The organism is Deinococcus carri, assembly GCF_039545055.1.
Taxonomy (GTDB): Bacteria; Deinococcota; Deinococci; order Deinococcales; family Deinococcaceae; genus Deinococcus; species Deinococcus carri.
The window spans coordinates 42,089-57,635 of sequence record NZ_BAABRP010000005.1 but is presented as its reverse complement, the minus strand read 5'-3'; the positions used below and the strand labels follow the sequence as shown (position 1 = coordinate 57,635).

Annotated in this window: 15 protein-coding genes; 3 read left to right on the top strand and 12 right to left on the bottom strand. The window is 69.8% G+C overall.

The features are described 5' to 3' along the window. Positions 1 to 62 precede the first annotated feature (62 nt). On the bottom strand, positions 63 to 959 hold the full coding sequence (locus tag ABEA67_RS08685; RefSeq protein WP_345463909.1) for a MerR family transcriptional regulator: 897 nt from the start codon (positions 957 to 959) through the stop codon (positions 63 to 65). Positions 960 to 1,112: 153 nt separating this feature from the next. Here ABEA67_RS08685 and ABEA67_RS08680 point away from each other — a divergent pair, with 153 nt between their 5' ends. Together ABEA67_RS08680 and ABEA67_RS08675 are read left to right on the top strand one after the other, a co-directional pair. Then, positions 1,113 to 1,991: a UbiA family prenyltransferase gene (locus ABEA67_RS08680; RefSeq protein WP_345463906.1), complete on the top strand. Its 879-nt coding sequence runs from the start codon at positions 1,113 to 1,115 to the stop codon at positions 1,989 to 1,991. 56 nt (positions 1,992 to 2,047) lie between these two features. Continuing rightward, positions 2,048 to 3,439, top strand: coding sequence for a phytoene desaturase family protein (locus tag ABEA67_RS08675; protein ID WP_345464284.1), 1,392 nt, complete (start codon positions 2,048 to 2,050; stop codon positions 3,437 to 3,439). Positions 3,440 to 3,540: 101 nt separating this feature from the next. Here ABEA67_RS08675 and ABEA67_RS08670 read toward each other — a convergent pair whose 3' ends face one another. The 9 genes from ABEA67_RS08670 to ABEA67_RS08630 form a co-directional block, all read right to left on the bottom strand. Further along, entirely contained in the window at positions 3,541 to 5,289 is a 1,749-nt protein-coding gene (locus tag ABEA67_RS08670; RefSeq protein WP_345463903.1) for a S8 family serine peptidase, read from the bottom strand. Between the two features lie 390 nt (positions 5,290 to 5,679). After that, positions 5,680 to 7,251: an L-glutamate gamma-semialdehyde dehydrogenase gene (pruA, locus tag ABEA67_RS08665; protein ID WP_345463900.1), complete on the bottom strand. Its 1,572-nt coding sequence runs from the start codon at positions 7,249 to 7,251 to the stop codon at positions 5,680 to 5,682. Beyond that, entirely contained in the window at positions 7,244 to 8,119 is an 876-nt protein-coding gene (locus tag ABEA67_RS08660) for an SDR family oxidoreductase (protein WP_345463898.1), read from the bottom strand. Before ABEA67_RS08660 ends, pruA begins: the two co-directional genes overlap by 8 nt. A gap of 4 nt (positions 8,120 to 8,123) precedes the next feature. Then, positions 8,124 to 9,056, bottom strand: coding sequence for a proline dehydrogenase family protein (locus ABEA67_RS08655; protein ID WP_345463895.1), 933 nt, complete (start codon positions 9,054 to 9,056; stop codon positions 8,124 to 8,126). Beyond that, on the bottom strand, positions 9,053 to 9,706 hold the full coding sequence (locus tag ABEA67_RS08650) for a GntR family transcriptional regulator (protein WP_345463892.1): 654 nt from the start codon (positions 9,704 to 9,706) through the stop codon (positions 9,053 to 9,055). Before ABEA67_RS08650 ends, ABEA67_RS08655 begins: the two co-directional genes overlap by 4 nt. Before the next feature lie 302 nt (positions 9,707 to 10,008). Continuing rightward, positions 10,009 to 10,503 carry an MgtC/SapB family protein gene (locus ABEA67_RS08645; protein ID WP_345463889.1) on the bottom strand — a complete coding sequence of 165 codons (495 nt, stop codon included), beginning with the start codon at positions 10,501 to 10,503 and terminating at the stop codon, positions 10,009 to 10,011. Between the two features lie 143 nt (positions 10,504 to 10,646). After that, positions 10,647 to 10,826 (bottom strand): hypothetical protein, encoded by a 180-nt coding sequence (locus ABEA67_RS08640; protein WP_345463886.1) that lies wholly within the window; start codon positions 10,824 to 10,826, stop codon positions 10,647 to 10,649. A gap of 137 nt (positions 10,827 to 10,963) precedes the next feature. After that, complete coding sequence (locus ABEA67_RS08635) at positions 10,964 to 12,454, bottom strand: S41 family peptidase (RefSeq protein ID WP_345463883.1); 1,491 nt, start codon at positions 12,452 to 12,454, stop codon at positions 10,964 to 10,966. A 170-nt stretch (positions 12,455 to 12,624) separates the two neighbouring features. Beyond that, complete coding sequence (locus tag ABEA67_RS08630) at positions 12,625 to 13,029, bottom strand: hypothetical protein (protein ID WP_345463880.1); 405 nt, start codon at positions 13,027 to 13,029, stop codon at positions 12,625 to 12,627. 323 nt (positions 13,030 to 13,352) lie between these two features. Here ABEA67_RS08630 and recO point away from each other — a divergent pair, with 323 nt between their 5' ends. After that, positions 13,353 to 14,105 carry a DNA repair protein RecO gene (gene recO, locus ABEA67_RS08625; RefSeq protein ID WP_345463877.1) on the top strand — a complete coding sequence of 251 codons (753 nt, stop codon included), beginning with the start codon at positions 13,353 to 13,355 and terminating at the stop codon, positions 14,103 to 14,105. On the opposite strand, the gene ABEA67_RS08620 is transcribed toward recO, so the two are convergent. Together ABEA67_RS08620 and ABEA67_RS08615 are read right to left on the bottom strand one after the other, a co-directional pair. Further along, on the bottom strand, positions 14,089 to 14,487 hold the full coding sequence (locus ABEA67_RS08620) for a hypothetical protein (protein WP_345463873.1): 399 nt from the start codon (positions 14,485 to 14,487) through the stop codon (positions 14,089 to 14,091). The genes recO and ABEA67_RS08620 overlap by 17 nt on opposite strands. A gap of 15 nt (positions 14,488 to 14,502) precedes the next feature. Next, positions 14,503 to 15,384, bottom strand: a complete 882-nt coding sequence (locus tag ABEA67_RS08615; RefSeq protein ID WP_345463870.1) for an alpha/beta hydrolase — start codon at positions 15,382 to 15,384, stop codon at positions 14,503 to 14,505. Positions 15,385 to 15,547 lie beyond the last annotated feature (163 nt).

The window sequence follows — 15,547 nt, the reverse complement described above, 5'->3', positions numbered from 1 at the left end:
ACCCGCCCAGTGCGGGTTTTTCCTTTTTCGGGCAGAGGGGTTGGAAGAGAGCCAGCGCCTCCCTACCGGTTCTGCCGCAGGTGCCCGAGGATGATCTCGCTGGCCTCCCGCGCGTCCGGCCCCGCGTAGAGGCCGCCCAGGGCCGGGGCGAGGGCGGGCTGGGCATTGAGCAGTGCGCCGCCGTAGAAGAGGGGCATGTTCAGGGCCGTGAGTTCGCCCTGTCCCGCGCGGGCGGCCTCCCAGGCCCACTCGCCGCTGAGGGAGAGCAGCAGGGCGTCGGCTTGCCGCTGGCGGGCGTAGAGGGCCAGGTCGCCGAGCGGCAGGTTCGCGCCCAGGTACTCGACCCGCGCGCCCTGGCGGCGCAGCACCAGCGTGACCATCATCAGGCCGATCTCGTGTTCCTCGCCGGGTGGGCAGGCGGCGAGCAGGTGTGGCCCGAAGCTGCCCCGCCCCGCCAACTCCAGCAGGGCCGACACCCGGCCCCGCAGGAACGCGGCGGCCTGATGCACCTGCGCGATCCTGATTTCCCCGCGCTCCCAGCGCCGTCCGCACTCGGCCAGGGCCGGGGCCATCACCTTCAGCAGCACGTCCTCGACGCTGAGGTGGGCGTGGGCGTCAGACAGCAGCGCCGCCGCTCCCGGAGTATCGGCGGTCAGCAGGAGCCGGACCAGTTCTGCCGCGGACGCGCCCTGCGGTGGTGGGGGAACGGAAGCGCGGACCACTTGCGCGGCCCGGCTGGCCGTCACCCCGGCGCGCAGGTGCCCCAGCATCTCCTCGATCTGGGCCAAATCGCGCGGCGAGTACAGCCGGTAGCCGCTGGAGTTGCGGCTGGGTGCGGGAAAGCCGTAGCGCCGCTCCCACTGCCGCAGGGTCGCGGCGGGCACCCCGGTCCGCGCCTCGACCTCCGACGGCGTGAACAGGGCCGTGGTGTCGGAGTCGGGCGGGAACGCGGGGGACATTTGCCTCCCATTTGGGCACATCAGGCGTGCGCACACCGTGAGCAATCTGCCCTATGTACCCTGCCCTGCCATCTGTCCCGGCGGCCCGCCGCCTTCCCCTCTAGAATGTGGCCGCCCGCGCCTCCCTCCCCCGGCGCGCCCACGGAGCCTGCCATGCGTCCCCTGACCCTCCCTGCCCGACTCTCTGCGCGCCGCGTGCTGGCCGTTTCCCGGCCGGCGCTGTGGGTCAACACGGTGGGCACGCTGGTGATGGGGCTGTGGCTGACTGGGAGGCTCCTTGCGCCCCAGCCGGGGCTGCTGGTGCTGCTGGTTTACCTGACCCTGCCCTTCAACCTGCTGATCTACGGCCTCAACGACCTGGCCGACCGCGAGGAGGACGCCCTCTCCGCCCGCAAGGGGGGCTGGCAGGGTGCGCGGCTGGGGCCGGGCGAGGGGGCACCGCTGCTCACGGCCATCCTGGCGCTGAATGCCCCCTTTCTGCTGGCGCTCGCGCTGCTGCTGCCCCCGGCGGCCAGCCTGCTGCTGCTGCTGAGTGCCGGCCTCTTTGTGGCCTACAGCGTGCCGCCGCTGCGCCTGAAGGGCCGCCCCTTTCTGGACGGGCTGAGCAACGTGGCCTACGCGCTGCCGCTGGCCCTGCCCGCGCTGGCGCTGGGGGCGGCGGTGCCCTGGCTGCCGCTGGCCGCCCTGATGGCCTACTCGGTGGGCAAGCACGCCTTCGACGCCGCGCAGGACGTGCCCGCCGACCGCCTGGCCGGGACCCGCACCGTCGCCACCACGCTAGGCGTGCGGAGCACAGCGGCCTACGCGCTGGCCTGGTTTCTCCTCGCGGGGGCGCTGCTGTGGCCGCTCAGCCGCCTGACCGCCGCCGCGCTGTGGCTGGTGTGCGGCGGGATGGCCGTGAGCCTGCTGCGCCGTCCCACGCCCCGGCGGGCCGCCCGGCTGTACCCCCTCAGCATCGCCACGCCCTGGCTGGTGGGGACGGTGGCGGGGGTGCCGCTGGTGTATCTGCTGGCGCGGGGGCTGTGGCCTTGAGCGGCCAGCAACCAGCCGCCAGCGTTCAGCACAAGCCCCGTCTTTTCCACTCATCACTGACCACTGACCACTCACGCTCCATTGGCATTCTCGGCGGGGGTCTGGCGGGCCTCGCGCTCGCGGCGCTGCTGGGCGAGCGGGGGCACGTGGTCACGGTGTACGAACGGGACCGGGCGGGGGGCAAGCTGCGGCGCGTCGTGGTGGGCGGGCTGAGCTTCGACACCGGGCCGAGTCTCTTCACCTTTCCGGGGGTGTGGCGTGCCTTCCTGGCCCGGCTGTCCGAAGCTGGACTGGGCGAGGCGGACCCGCTGGACCTGCGCCCGCTGCCGGGCGGACTGGGCGTGCATCACACGCCGTTCGGCGCGGTGCCGCTGCCTGTGCCGGAGGGCCATCCGCTGCACGCGGCCTGGGCGGCCTACGGTGCGGCGGCGGACGTGCTGGCCCCCCACCTCGGCACACTGCTCACCACGCCGCCACGCCTTACCGACCCGGCCTTCCGGCGGGCGAGTGCGGCGCTGTTCCGGGCGACTGGAGGCCACCTCACCGCCGAGGGCTGGGTGCGCGCCCGGCGGCTGCCCCCCGCTCTGGCCCACGCCGTCCGCACCCACGCGCTGAATGCAGGGCTGGCTCCCAGTGACGCGCCCGCCCTGTACGCCCTGATTCCTGCCCTTGTCGCGGGCAGCGTGGCGCGGCCCGCGCGGGGCATGGGCCAGTTGCTCGACACGCTGCTCGCGCTGGGGGCCGCACGCGGTGTGCAGGTCCACGAGGAGGCGCGGGTCGTCCGGGTGGACGCCGCAGCGGCCCGCCTCACGCTGAACGGGGGAGAGGTCCGCCGCCATGACCTGCTGGTGAGTGCGCTGGACCCGGTGCGCCTCGCGGCGCTGCGGGGTCAGGTGGTGCCCTCGCCGGTCGCCCGCCGCACGGTGAGCGGCGTGGCCCTGTATGCCGCGCTGCCTGCCCCGGCCCCGCTGCCCGCGACCTCGGTCCTGCCGCCGGCCGACTTCGGGACCTTTCGCGCGGCCATGCGGGCCGGGGCCTTGCCGCCCGACACCCTGGCCCTCGTCCACGCGGACGGCCCGCGCCTGGCGGTGCTGCTGACCGCACCTCCCACGGCCCTCGACCTCGGGCCGGCACATCCCTGGGTCCGGGCGCAGGTGGAACGGGTGGAGCGGACGCTGGGCGTGCCCGGCCTGCTGGCGACCGCGCGGGACGTGACGGCCCTCTCCCCCCGGCACTACGCGGCGGGTGGGCATCCCGGCGGGGCCATCTACGGCGCGGCCCTGCCCGCGTGGCGCGGCGGCCCGCTGCATCCCCAGCCCTACCGCCTGCATCCCCGGCTGTGGCAGGTCGGGACCGGCGTGCATCCGGGGGGCGGGATTCCGGCCATTCTGGGCGGAGCGTTGATGGTCGATACATTGCTGGGGGAAGTTCTGGGCCGTCTGCGCTGAACTTGGAAAAGATGGCAAGCGACCAGTTCACAGCTCGTCGCGCAGAGCATCCCAAAAAGCACCCGCCCCCCAAATCGGAGGGCGGGCCTTTGCTGAGCGCTTTACTGTCCGGTGATTGCCTTGAGGGGGTTTACCAGACCGTAGCCGAAGTTGTCGTCCTTGCCGGCCGCGCCCAGGTCCTTGGCGGTGCTGGTGAGCAGGTTCAGGAGCTGCGTGTTCGTCAGGCTGGGCTTGGCGGCCCACACCACGGCGGCGGCGGCGCTCACGTGCGGGGTCGCCATGCTGGTGCCGTCGAAGTACTCGTAGTCGGCCCCGGAGACGCTGACCGTACCCGTGGTGGGCAGCTTGCCCAGGAGGGCCTGGCCGTCAGCCTGGGTGATGCCCACGACAGGCACGTTGTAGCTGTTGGTGAGGCTCATGCCCAGGGGGCCAGCCGCATTGTTGTAGATCATGACGGCCTTGGCCCCGCTGGCGACGGCGTTGGCGGTCTTTTCCTCGAAGGAGCAGGTGCCGCGCGCAATCAGGGCGATGTTGCCGCTGAGGGCCGCGTTGCGCGTGCCGGTGCCGCACAGCTCGTTCGTGCCGCCCGCCGCCACGATGTTGCCGCTGAAGGTGGCCTTGCCGCTGAGGTCGGCGGCCTGCACGTCGCTGAAGGTCACGCCGCCGCCGCTGGCACTGGCGCGGGTGCCCTGACCCAGCGGCACGCTGCTCAGCACGTGAACGCCGGGGCCGACCAGGTCCACCTGCGGGCCGAAGTTGCTGAAGTCGGCCTTGGCCTCGGCGTCGTCAATCGCGCCGATACCGACCACGTTGGTGTAGGCGGCGGGGTAGGACACGGCGGCCCCGTCGTTCCCGGTCGCGGCGATCACCAGCGCGCCCTTGTTGTAGACGTTGGTGTAGGCCCGCTGCTCGGTCTGGCTGGCGCGGCCCCCACCCAGGGACATGCTGATCACGACCTTGTTCTCGGTGCCGCCCTGGCTCCTGAGTTGCGCGGCGCACCAGTTCACGCCGTTGATGATGCCGCTGGAGCTGCCGGAGCCGTCGTCGCCCAGCACGCGCGCCATGTACAGGTTCACGCCGCTCGCCACGCCGCCCACGCCGTTCGGGTCCATGCCCGCCTGCGTGCCGGTCGCCCCAGTTCCCGCCCCGTACTGCGCGAAGATGGTGCCGGACACGTGTGTGCCGTGGTGCGACACGTCGTTGAGGGCGTAGGGGTCATTGCGGTTCGTCTCGGTCGTCACGAAGTTCTTGAAGCCCTTGAGCTTGCGCGCGAACTCCGGGTGGTTCCCGTCGATGCCGGTGTCCGTGACGCAGACGGCCACGCCCGCCCCGGTGTAGCCGCCCGTGCGCAGGCTGGGCACCTTGAGGGCGCTGTCCCCCCAGGTGGTTTCGCCGCTGGCGGTGTAGACCGGCGTGGTCTGCGCGCTGAGGCCCTGGGCCGTCAGGCTGCCGCGTCCGGCGTTCGCGTCGGTGGTGCCGCTGCGCATCCCCATCGCGTGGCGCTTCAGGTCGGGTTCCACGTATTCGACCAGCGGGTTGTTCTTCAGGCGGGCCAGCGCGTCGGGGCCGAGGCGCACGGCCGCGGCGCTGATCTCGGCCCACTGGCTGGTGAGCGTGCCCCCCGCCGCCGTGATGGCCTGCGCCTGCACCTGGGCCTGCGCGGCAAGCTGCTGGGCACTGAGGCCCTGGGCACCCAGCGCGCTTTCCTTGAAGCCCACCAGGTAGGCGTCGCCATTCGTGGCGGTCTGGTCCGGGGTGCTGGCGGCAGGGGCCGTGACCTGAGCCTGCTGTCCACAGGCGGCGAGCGTGAGGGCCAGGGTCGCGGCGAGCAGGGTGCGGGTGTGCTTCATAGGAACCTCCGGGAACACGGAAAGCCGCTGGGACAGGCCGACCTGAAGGAGCCGGACCCCGCCCCGTGGGGCGAAAGGACTGAACGAAATTGGGCTTGGACGGAATGCTAAAGCGGGTCTCAGAGGCCGTTCATGCCCTGTTTAGACCAATTTGAACCCGGTCCATGTTCAGCTTCATCACACGTCCCCGAGCCTCTTTCCTGCGCCCGGTCCGTGCCTTTCAAATGATAGAAAAGGTCCATTTCTGCGCTTCGAGTGGCATCCTGTGCTCGGTATCGTTGGGCTGTTCCTGGCTCTCGAAGCGGGCCTGGAAGTGTGATGACAGGGAGGGCAGGATGGATCGCCTCCGATCCGTCCTGCCCTCCCTTGTCTCTCTTACCGGGACAGCGTTTACCAGCGCTCGGTCACGGCCTTGAGTTGCAGGAAGTTGGCGAGGTAGTCCGGGCCGCCTGCCTTGGAGTCGGTGCCGCTCATGTTGTACCCGCCGAAGGGCTGCACGCCCACGATAGCCCCGGTGATCTTGCGGTTGAGGTACAGGTTGCCGACCTCGAACTCGGCACGGGCCTGCTCCAGCCGCTCGCGCTTGTTGCTGCACACGCCGCCCGTCAGGCCGTACTCGGTCGAGTTGGCAATCGCCAGCGCGTCCTGCCAATCGCGGGCGCGCAGCACCGCCACCACCGGGCCGAAGATTTCCTCCTGGGCGATGCGGGCGTCCCGCTGCACGTCCCCGATGATGGTGGGCTGGACGTAGTAGCCCTTCTTGCCGCCGTACTCGCCGGGGGCCTCGCCGCCCAGCAGCACCTCGCCCTCACTCTTGCCCAGGGTGAGGTAGCTGCTGATCTTCTCGAAGCTCTCCTCGTTCACGACGGCCGTCACGTTGGCGTTCTCCTCGCCCGTGCCCACCTTGAGGCCGCGCGCCCGCTCGACAAAGGCGCTCACGACCGCGTCGTACACCTCGTCCACCACGATCAGGCGGCTCATGGCGCTGCACTTCTGGCCGTTGAAGCCGAAGGCGCTCTGGGTCGCGGCGGTCACGGCGTTGTCCAGGTCCGCCGTCTCGTCCACGATCAGGGCGTCCTTGCCTCCCAGTTCCAGCACGACCTTCTTGATCCACTTCTGGCCGGGCTGGGTCTTGGCGGCGACCTCGTTGATGTGCAGGCCCACCGCACGGCTGCCGGTAAAGGTGATGAAGCGCGTCCTCGCGTGCGTGGTGAGGTACTCGCCCACCTCCGACCCCACGCCGGGCAGGAATTGCAGCACCCCGGCGGGCAGGCCCGCCTCGATCAGGATGTCCACCACGAAGCCCGCGATCAGGCCCGAGTCCTCGGCGGGCTTGGCGATCACGCAGTTGCCGACCACCAGCGGCGCGGCCAGCATCCCCAGGAAAATCGCGCAGGGGAAGTTCCAGGGCGAGATGCTGATGCCCACACCCAGCGGCAGGTACATCAGCCCGTTTTCCTCACCCTCGAACCACGTGGTCTCGGCGGCCCCGAAGCCCGCGTACTTCGTCGCGTTGCGGCCGTAGTACTCCAGGAAGTCGATCGCCTCGGCCACTTCCACGTCGGCCTCGGCGTAGCTCTTGCCGACCTCCAGCGTCATCAGCGCGCAGGCTTCCAGGCGGCGGCGCTTCAGGATCGCGGCGGCCTTCAGCAGAATCCGGGCGCGGGCGTCCATGTCCCACGTCTTCCACGTCTCGAAGGCCTGCCACGCGCCGTCGAGGGCCCGCTGCGCGTCCTCGATGGTGGCCTTCGCGGTCGTGCCGATGACCTCCGAGGTGTCGCAGGGGTTGACCGAGGTCAGCCGCTCCGCCGTGTCCACCCGCTCGCCGTTGATGACGAGGGGATAGTGCTTGCCTACCAGCTCGGCGCGGACCTTCTGCAGGGCGGCCTGGTACGCGGCCACGTTCTCGGGCTGGGTGAAGTCGATGAAGGGTTGGGGGCGGTAGTCCTGAACTTTAAGCATGGGGAGTCTCCTGGGTCAGAAGGGGGGCGGCGTCGTGGGCGAACTGGTCAAAGGAGCGGGGCGGACGCCCCAGCAGGCGGGCGGTGTCGGGCGTGACGCGGGCGGCGAGGCCGAAGCGGGCCGTGGCGTAGATGGCTTCCATGATCAGCAGTTGCCCGGTGCTGACGCCACGCTCCCGCAGGCGGCGGTAGAAGGCGAGCGGGCTGGGGTCGGTGTAGCGGATGAGGCGGCCCGTGGCGGCGCTGAACTTCGCGGCGACCTCGGCATAGCTGAGGGCCTCCGCGCCCGTCAGTTCGTACGCCTGCCCCGCGTGCCCCGGCTCCGTGAGGACCACGGCCCCCACCTCCGCGATGTCGCGCACGTCTATGAAGCTGGTGCGGCCCCGGCCCGCCGGAACGAACACCTCGCCCCCGCGCAGTTCGGGCAGGTGCATGGTGGTCAGGTTCTGCATGAAGAAGCCGGGGCGCAGCAGGGTGAAGTCGGCCCCGGTGCCCAACAGGTACTTTTCGAGCTGCGCGTGCGGCACGAGCGGGTTGTGTTCCGCGCCTTGCAGCGAGAGCAGGACCATCTGCCGCACACCTGCCCCCAGCGCCACGTCCAGCGCGGGCACCATGTCGCGCGTGACCCGGCTGAGTTGCGGGGGCCGCGTCACGAACAGACGCTCCACCCCCTGAAAGGCCGCGACGTAGGTGCGCCGGTCACCAAATTCGAGGTGCCCGAACTCCAGCCCCGGCTGCTCCCCGAGGGTGGCGCGGGCGTGGTCGGGGCGGCGGGCCAGCACCCGCACATGCGCGCCGCGGGCCAGCAGCGCCTGCACCAGCGGCGTGCCCACGTTGCCCGGCGCACCCGTCACGCCGATCAGCGTCACGGCGTCATCCCTTGAGCATCCCGCGCAGCACGAACAGCACGTTCGCGGGCCTCTCGGCAATCCGGCGGCTGAAGTAGGCGTACCAGTCGCGCCCGTAAGGGATGTAGGCGCGGACGCGGTAGCCCTGCGCCGCCAGTTCCTTTTGCAGGTCGCGGCGGATGCCGTAGAGCATCTGGAACTCGAACTGGTCCTTGCGAATGCCGTGCGCCAGCACGAAGTGCTTCACGTCCTCGATGATGCTCTCGTCGTGGGTGGCGACGTTCACGTAATTGCCTGCCTTCATCTGGGCATAGACCAGGCGGCGGTAGCTGGCATCCACGTCGGCCTTGTCGGGCATGGCGACGGATTCGGGTTCCAGGTACGCGCCCTTCACGATGCGGAGGTTGGGGTGCAGGTCGCCCAGGCCAGCCAGGTCGTCCGCCGTGCGGTAGAGGTAGCTCTGGAGCACCGTTCCCACCGTGTCGTTGCCGAACTCGCCCACCAGCGTGCGGAACTGCGCGAGGGTGATGTCCACGCGCGGGTGATCCTCCATGTCCAGGCACACGAACCCGCCGTACTGCTTGGCCTTGCCCACGATGCGGCGGGCGTTGGTCAGGCCCAGATCCTCGCCGTTGACAAGCTGCCCCTGGCCGACGCTGGACAGCTTCACGCTGACGTAGGGCCGGATTCCAGCGGCGTTCGCCGCGTCCAGCAGTTGCAGCACCCGCTCCGCGAAGGCGTTGCACTGCTCCGGCGAGTCGATGAACTCGCCCAGCAGGTCGAGGTTGCCCAGGATGCCGTCTTTTTCCAGTTCCCGCACCGCCTGGAGGGCGGCGGGAATATCCTCACCGGCCACGAAACGCTGCGCCACGCTCCAGGCGCGCGAGCGCACGAGGTCTTCCACGAACTTCTGTCCCGAGACGGTCAGGACGGCCTTGCGGTACATCTGGTCAATCATTTGGACTCTCCGAGGTTCTGCATGACGAGGGCGGCGAAGGTGCGGACGTGCGTGCGGGCGGCCTCGCGGGCGGCGTCCGCATCGCGCGCGAGGATGGCCTGGAGGATGGCGGCATGTTGCGCGGCGGTGTCGGGGTGGGCGTTGTAGGTGCGGGTCTGGTGCTTGATCAGGGCCACCCGCAGCGAAAGCACCTGCGCCAGATCGGCCAGCGCGGCGTTGTGCGCGGCCAGCGTCACCGCCTGGTGAAAGGCGAGGTCCAGCCGGGTCTGCTCGCGGTAGTCGCCTCCCCGAGCGGCGTTCAGCGCGGCCAGGGCCGCCCGCAGCGCCCCCTCGTCAGCCCCGGTGTGTGCCTGGGCGGCGAGGGCGGCGGCCAGCCCGTCGAGTTCCTCGCGCACCACGTAGGTGTCGCGCGCCTCTGCGGCGGTCACCGTGCGGACACGCACGCCCTTGTTCGCCTCTGCGACCAGCAGGCCTTCCTGGGTCAGCCGCATCAGGGCCTCCCGGATCGGCGTCCGGCTCACGCCCAGCCGCTCACCCAGCTCCGCCTCGCCCAGCCGCTCGCCGGGGGCGATCTCTCCGTCCAGCACGGCGCGGCGCAGGTGTCCATACACACCGTCACGCACCAGAGTGGGTCGCTCGAAGGAGGCCATGTTTGGATATTGTATACAATATTGGCGAGTCTGCAAAGGGTGGCGGGTACAGCAGGGCAACCCCAAAGTCCGGTTTGGGGAGGCTCGCCCGGTCAATCCCTCAGTCAGCTTTGCTGATAGCTCCCCTCAGCGGGAGCCAGGGACTCTGCTTGCCTGCCAGGACGCTAAATCTGTTGCCTCCCTTTGAGGGGGACTTGTAAAGCGGCGAAGCAGAGGTGGCTCACAGAGCTGCTTGCAGAGGGGTTGAATCGGCCTGTGCGAACGTTGCGAGCTTGCGATTGCCCTGGTGGGCGTAGGCCGCTTCAGGAACGTTCCCGGTCGGCCCCTGGCAGCCCCCCGGCCTCCTCGCGGTTCTTCTCCCCGAGCAGGCGGCCAAGCCAGCCCAGCGTGAACAGAAAGAGCAGTGTGGCCCCGGTCGCCAGCACGTACAGGTGCAGGCCACAGGCCACGCCGACGCCCGCCGTGGCGAGCAGGCCCGCCGCGGTAGTGAGTCCCCTGGCCCCCTCGCCCCGCCGGTCGGAGAAGATGGCCCCGGCCCCCAGAAAGCTCACTCCGCTGACCACCGCCCCCAGCACGCCCACCAGGTCAAAGCGGACCTGCGCCGAGTCGTCCGCGAAGCGCAGGATCAGCGTGTCGGCCAGCACCACGAACAGGGCGGCACTCACCCCCACCAGAATGTGGGTCCGTAGCCCGGCGTTGTGCCCCCGCCCCTCGCGCTCCCAGCCGATCAGGCCGCTCAGCACGAAGGCGGCGAGCAGGCCCTGCATCAGCTTCAATTCGGTCCAGAAGGTCTCCACCCGCTCAGGCTAGAAGGCCAGCCGGGTGAGGATCAATGTCCAGGCCGGGTGTGCAGGCACCTGGCGCACACCCAGTATTGCCAGCATCGCCCGCCTGTTCCGGCGCAGCGCCCGTTGCAGGGAGGCGAGGGCGGTGGCAACGGTTAGGCCCGCGGCCATGAACTCCCCGAATGCCTCCCGTGCCCCAACAGCAGCATCAGGCGGAGCGCGACCGGCCCCAGCAGCACCATCACCCCCAGCCCCACGACCTCAGGCCGCAGCCACCACCCGTCCGGATTCCAGCTCACCCACAGCCGCTCCGGTTCCGTCTGCAAGCGCTGCAAGCGGCCCCAGCGTGTTATCCAGCGCGTTATAGGGAAGTGGCAGCGAGGGCATTCTCGCCACGCCGCGACGGGTTGCCGGGTTGCACATGAAGGGGGTGGACGGGACAGCCCCATCCACCCCCTGCCCGTGAGCCGCTTTACTTCAGTTGCGAGAAGGCGGCTTCCAGGCCCACATCCCGGCCGTCGGCCAGCAGGGCGAGGTCGTCTTTCACAGCCACGTCGGGCTTGACCTGCTCGTCGGCGTACTTGCCGTTCAGCAGCACCCGGCCCATGGTGACGCTCATGTTGCGCTGGGCGGGAAGGTCGAAGCTGCCCGTCACGGTGTTGCTGATGCCGTAGGTGGGTTCACCGATCAGGACGGTGTTCTTGCCCGCGCGGATGTTCTGGCTGAACATCTCGCTGGCGCTGGCGCTGTTCTCGTTCAGCAGCACGGCGGTCTTGCCGGTAAACGTGGTGGTGTCCTTGAGGGGCAGCGTGAGTTCGGGGTCATAGCAGGAGGCGCTGAACTCCACGCCCTTGCTGTCGAAGCTGAAGCTGGAGCCGCTGCCGTCGCTGTAGCGCACCTGTTCCCCTGCCGTCGCGGGCGAGAAGGCCGCCACCGCGCCGACGTACTCGCGCAGGTAGCCGCCGCCGTTGTTGCGCAGGTCGATGATCACGTCCGTCGCGCCCTGGGCCTGCGCTTCACGCATCAGGTCATGGACGCGCTGGGCGATGCCCTGCCCGCTGAAGGTGGGAATCCGCAGGTAGTAGTGCTTCTTGCCGCCCTCGCCCGTACGCATCTCGCCCCAGGGCTGGGCCGCGCCGTTCAGCAGCGCCGCCTTGAGGGTCACGCTGCGCTCCTCGCTGCCCCGCCGCACCACGAAGGTCACGTCCGCCTGCTTGGCCGCCGCCGCACTGATGATCTTGCTGTAGGCGGCCTGGGCGTCGCTGTCGCTGGCCCCGGCGCGCTTCAGGGGCGTGCCGTCCACGCTCAGCAGCACGTCGCCGCGGCGCAGCCCGGCCGTGAAGGCGGGACCGCCCACCCGGGTGTCGGTCAGGACCGCGCCATCCTTGCCGGGCACCGGGGCGTAGTTCAGGCCGAACACCGGCGTGGCGGTCGGCTGGTTGTTGATGGCGCGGCGGTAGGCGTCGGCCTGCGAGTAGTTGCGGTAGAAGGTGTGTTCGTCCTTGAAGTTGTCGATATAGGCCGACATCAGCGGGTCGATCCTGGCGTCGTTGGCATACGGCACGAAGTAGCTGGCGAGGGCTTTGGGGAAGAGTTTCTTGGTGTCCTGGTACGCCTGATCGTGCACCCTGTCGAGGTCCACCGCCGAGAAGCCGTAGTAGTACACGTTCATCAGGCTCTTGACGCTGTAGAGCATGTCCTGCATGGTGTCGGGCAGGTCGGTCTGGGGCCGCAGCCGGGGCAGGTAGTTGTCGCCCTGCATCCCTGCCCCCAGCAGCGCCGAGATGGGCCGCTGCGCGCTGTCGCCCGCCGGGCAGCCGTACCTGTCCGGCGTCACCGTGCGAGGCACGTTGGGGATTTCGGCATTGGTGGTCGGCTGCGGCGTCTTGGTCGTCGTGTCCGTGCTGCAAGCCGAGAGCAGGGCCGTCAGGCCAAGAACCGCCAGGGAGAGCTGAATTTTCATATCCGGCCCAGCATAGCCGCTGGGTACGGGGCGGCCACCCAACGTAGGGCAGGCCTGGCGTTGCCGTCCACGGTTCAGGGACAGGCTCCCCGCTCAGACGGAACCCGTTTTGCTCCTTCTCGCGCGACTCCGATGGAATCGTTGACGAAGTGATTCCATCGGAGTCGGTATCAGTCCACGTACAGCCGTTCAATAGGAAAGATGCGCCCGGCCAGGTGCGCCAGGGCCTGCGTGCCTGCCCGCTTCTGGCAGGCTTCGGTGCCCAGGCACAGGGTCACGTAGCGGGTCCGGCGTGCGCCCACCACCACCCGGTAGATGGCGGCCTCGCTGCGCGAGCGGGTGTAGTGGCACAGGTCGCAGTGCAGGGCGTTGTGCCCCCTGGGGTCCAGCGGCGTGAATTCGGCGAGCTGGTCGCCATGCACCAGCGCCAGCCGGCCGTCGGCCACCGCGTACAGCCCCAGCGTGAGGGGGCTTTCCGCCGCGCCGCTCTCGCCGAACAGTTCCCGGTACGATTCCGGAAACAGTTCCCGCAGCATGTCGCGGGCGCTGTGATTCTTGGGGCGGGAGTCACTCATGGGGCGAGTGTACCGGGGGGGCGAGGTGGGTGAAGGTGGGGGAGCTTTCAGCCGTGAGCGTTAGGGCGGCACGCCGTTACGTTGCCGCGCGTCCTGGGCAGCAACTCCACTGCGCGCCGCCCTTATCACGGTTTCTCACTTCGTTCGGCCCAGAAAGGTTGCCGAACCTTTCTGGGCACCGCCCTGGCGTTCAGCCCAAGCTCCCGTGGCCTTCCTTTCGCTGACGGCTGAGAGCTGAAGGCTGACCGCTCCCCCGCAACCGTGCCGCACCGCCCCCTCTTTCCAGCGTGGCCGCCCTAGACTGACCTCGTGAGGCGGTTTCTATGAGGTCGCGCAGTGCCAACCGCAGCGGCATCGTGCTTCGGCGGCGCGTGACGCCCGCCGGGGACATCATCGTGACGCTGCTGACGCCGCAGGGCAAGGTCAAGGCGATTGCGCGCGGGGGCGTGCGGGGTGCCCTGTCCAGCCGCCTGAACCTCTTTCACCATGTGGCCGTGCAGGTGTACCAGACGCCCCAGGCCGACCTGGCGACGGTGCAGCAGGCGGTGCTGGAGGGGGCGCTGCCCCGGCTGGCCGAGCCGGAGCGCTACGCCTTCGCGCACCTGATGGCCGAACTCGCCGACGCCCTGTTTCAGGAGGGCGAGTTCAGCGAGCAGGCCTTCGAGCTGTTCGCGGGTGCCCTGCGCGGCGTCTCGCATCAGCCCGACCCCGAGTGGGTGGCCCTGGTCATGAGCTACAAGCTGCTGGGCCTGGCGGGCTTCGTGATGCAGACGGCCCGCTGCGCCCGTTGCGGCACCGCGAATCCGGAACATCCCGACCCGCTGGGCGGCCAGCTTCTTTGCGCGGCCTGCGCCAGCCTGCCCGCCTACCCCCCGGAAAGCCTGGACTTCCTGCGAAGCGTGGTGCGCCGCAGCGTGCGCGCCAGCATGGAGAGTCCGGTGCCCCACGACCAGCGCCCGGCCCTGTGGCGTGCGCTGGAGCGCTTCGTGACCGTGCAGGTGGGGAATGTGCAGAGCTGGCGGCAACTGGTGCCGACGGGTGCGGCTGGGGAACAGGCTGTCATTCCGGCGCGCTGACCTGACACACGCTGAAGTGACGGGTATAGAGGCGGCACGTGGCTGTCAGGCGGTGTCCCGGTTGCTGGTAGAAGCGCCCTGCGCCCATCTGGTCGGTAAAGGTCCAGCCCTGGGCAGCCAGATGGTCGTCCAGCCGTTCCTGAGAACGCAGCAGATAACGCCCAGGCACCGCCCCCGCCGGGCCACTGACCTTCACCACCGCTCCGGTGAGGAAAACGCGGGGAGCCGCTGCGAAAAGAGCGGGCGTGTCGGGTTCCTGCCCGCTGAGGCGCGGAAAGCTCAGGCCCAGCCAGATCAGCGGCCACAGCGCCCAAACAGTCAGGAAACCCAGGACGGCGACCAGCAGCCCTTTCCAAGGGTGGGGCAGCTGTTGAGGGCGCACTCCCTCAGCTTAGCCTCACTTCAGCCGGTGCGCCTCGATAAAGTCGGTGACCGCCTGCCGCGTCCCCCCCAGAAAGGTCAGGGGCCGGGCCAGCGCCGCGGCGATGGTGATGTGGTTGACGCGCGGGATCACGGTCAGGATGACAGGCACGCCCGCCCGCTTCAGGGCCGCTTCCATGTTCAGGCCGTTTTGCGGGTGGACCGTGGTGTCGTTGGCGGCGACCAGCAGCAGGTGCGGCGGCGCGTCCGGGCGCACGTGGCGGTCGGGCATCACCTCGTCGGGGGTGCTGCCCTCAGGAAAGGCCACGCGGCTCTGGTACTGCCGGAAGTCGTAGGAGTACGGCCCCGCGATGCCAATCACGCCCCGCACCGCGCTGATGGGTACGCCCGCCTCGCGCAGCCAGCGGGCATTGTCCACCGCCTCCACCGCGTTGAAGGCCCCCGCCGAGTGCCCCGTCACGAACAGGTCGTCGGGGTCCCCGCCGAAGCTCTTGGCGTGGTCGCGCAGCCACTTCAGGGCGGCGGCGGTGTCCTGCACATAGGTCGGGTAACGGTTTTCCGGCGCGAGGCGGTAGTTCATCACGCCCGTCACGTACCCGGCTCGCGCCAGGCTCTCCCCGACGAACTTGTGCCCGGCCTTGTCCCCCCCCTGCCAGGAACCGCCGTGGACGAACAGCACGACCGGGGCATTCCGCGCGTCGGCCGGGGCATACACGTCCAGCACGTTGCGCTCGTGGGGGCCGTACCGCTGGTCGGTCGCCACGTTCAGGCCACGGGTGCTGATGGCGCGGTTCAGGGTGTCCTGTGCGCCCGCGCCCGAGCAGGCGGTCAGGGTGGTGCCCAGGACCAGTGCACCCAGGCCGAGCAGCAGAGTGCGGTTGCGGGAAAGACGGGACATGCGGGCAGGCTAGCGGCCGGGTACGGCGGCCCGCCGTGCAGGAGGCACAGTCGGTCTTGAGGATGCCTTGACGTTGAAGGGACGGCCAAAGGGGCAGGGCCACCGCAAAGTCCGGGTCTGGACGTGTTCGTCCAGCTTCACTGACAGTTCCCCGGAGTGGGAG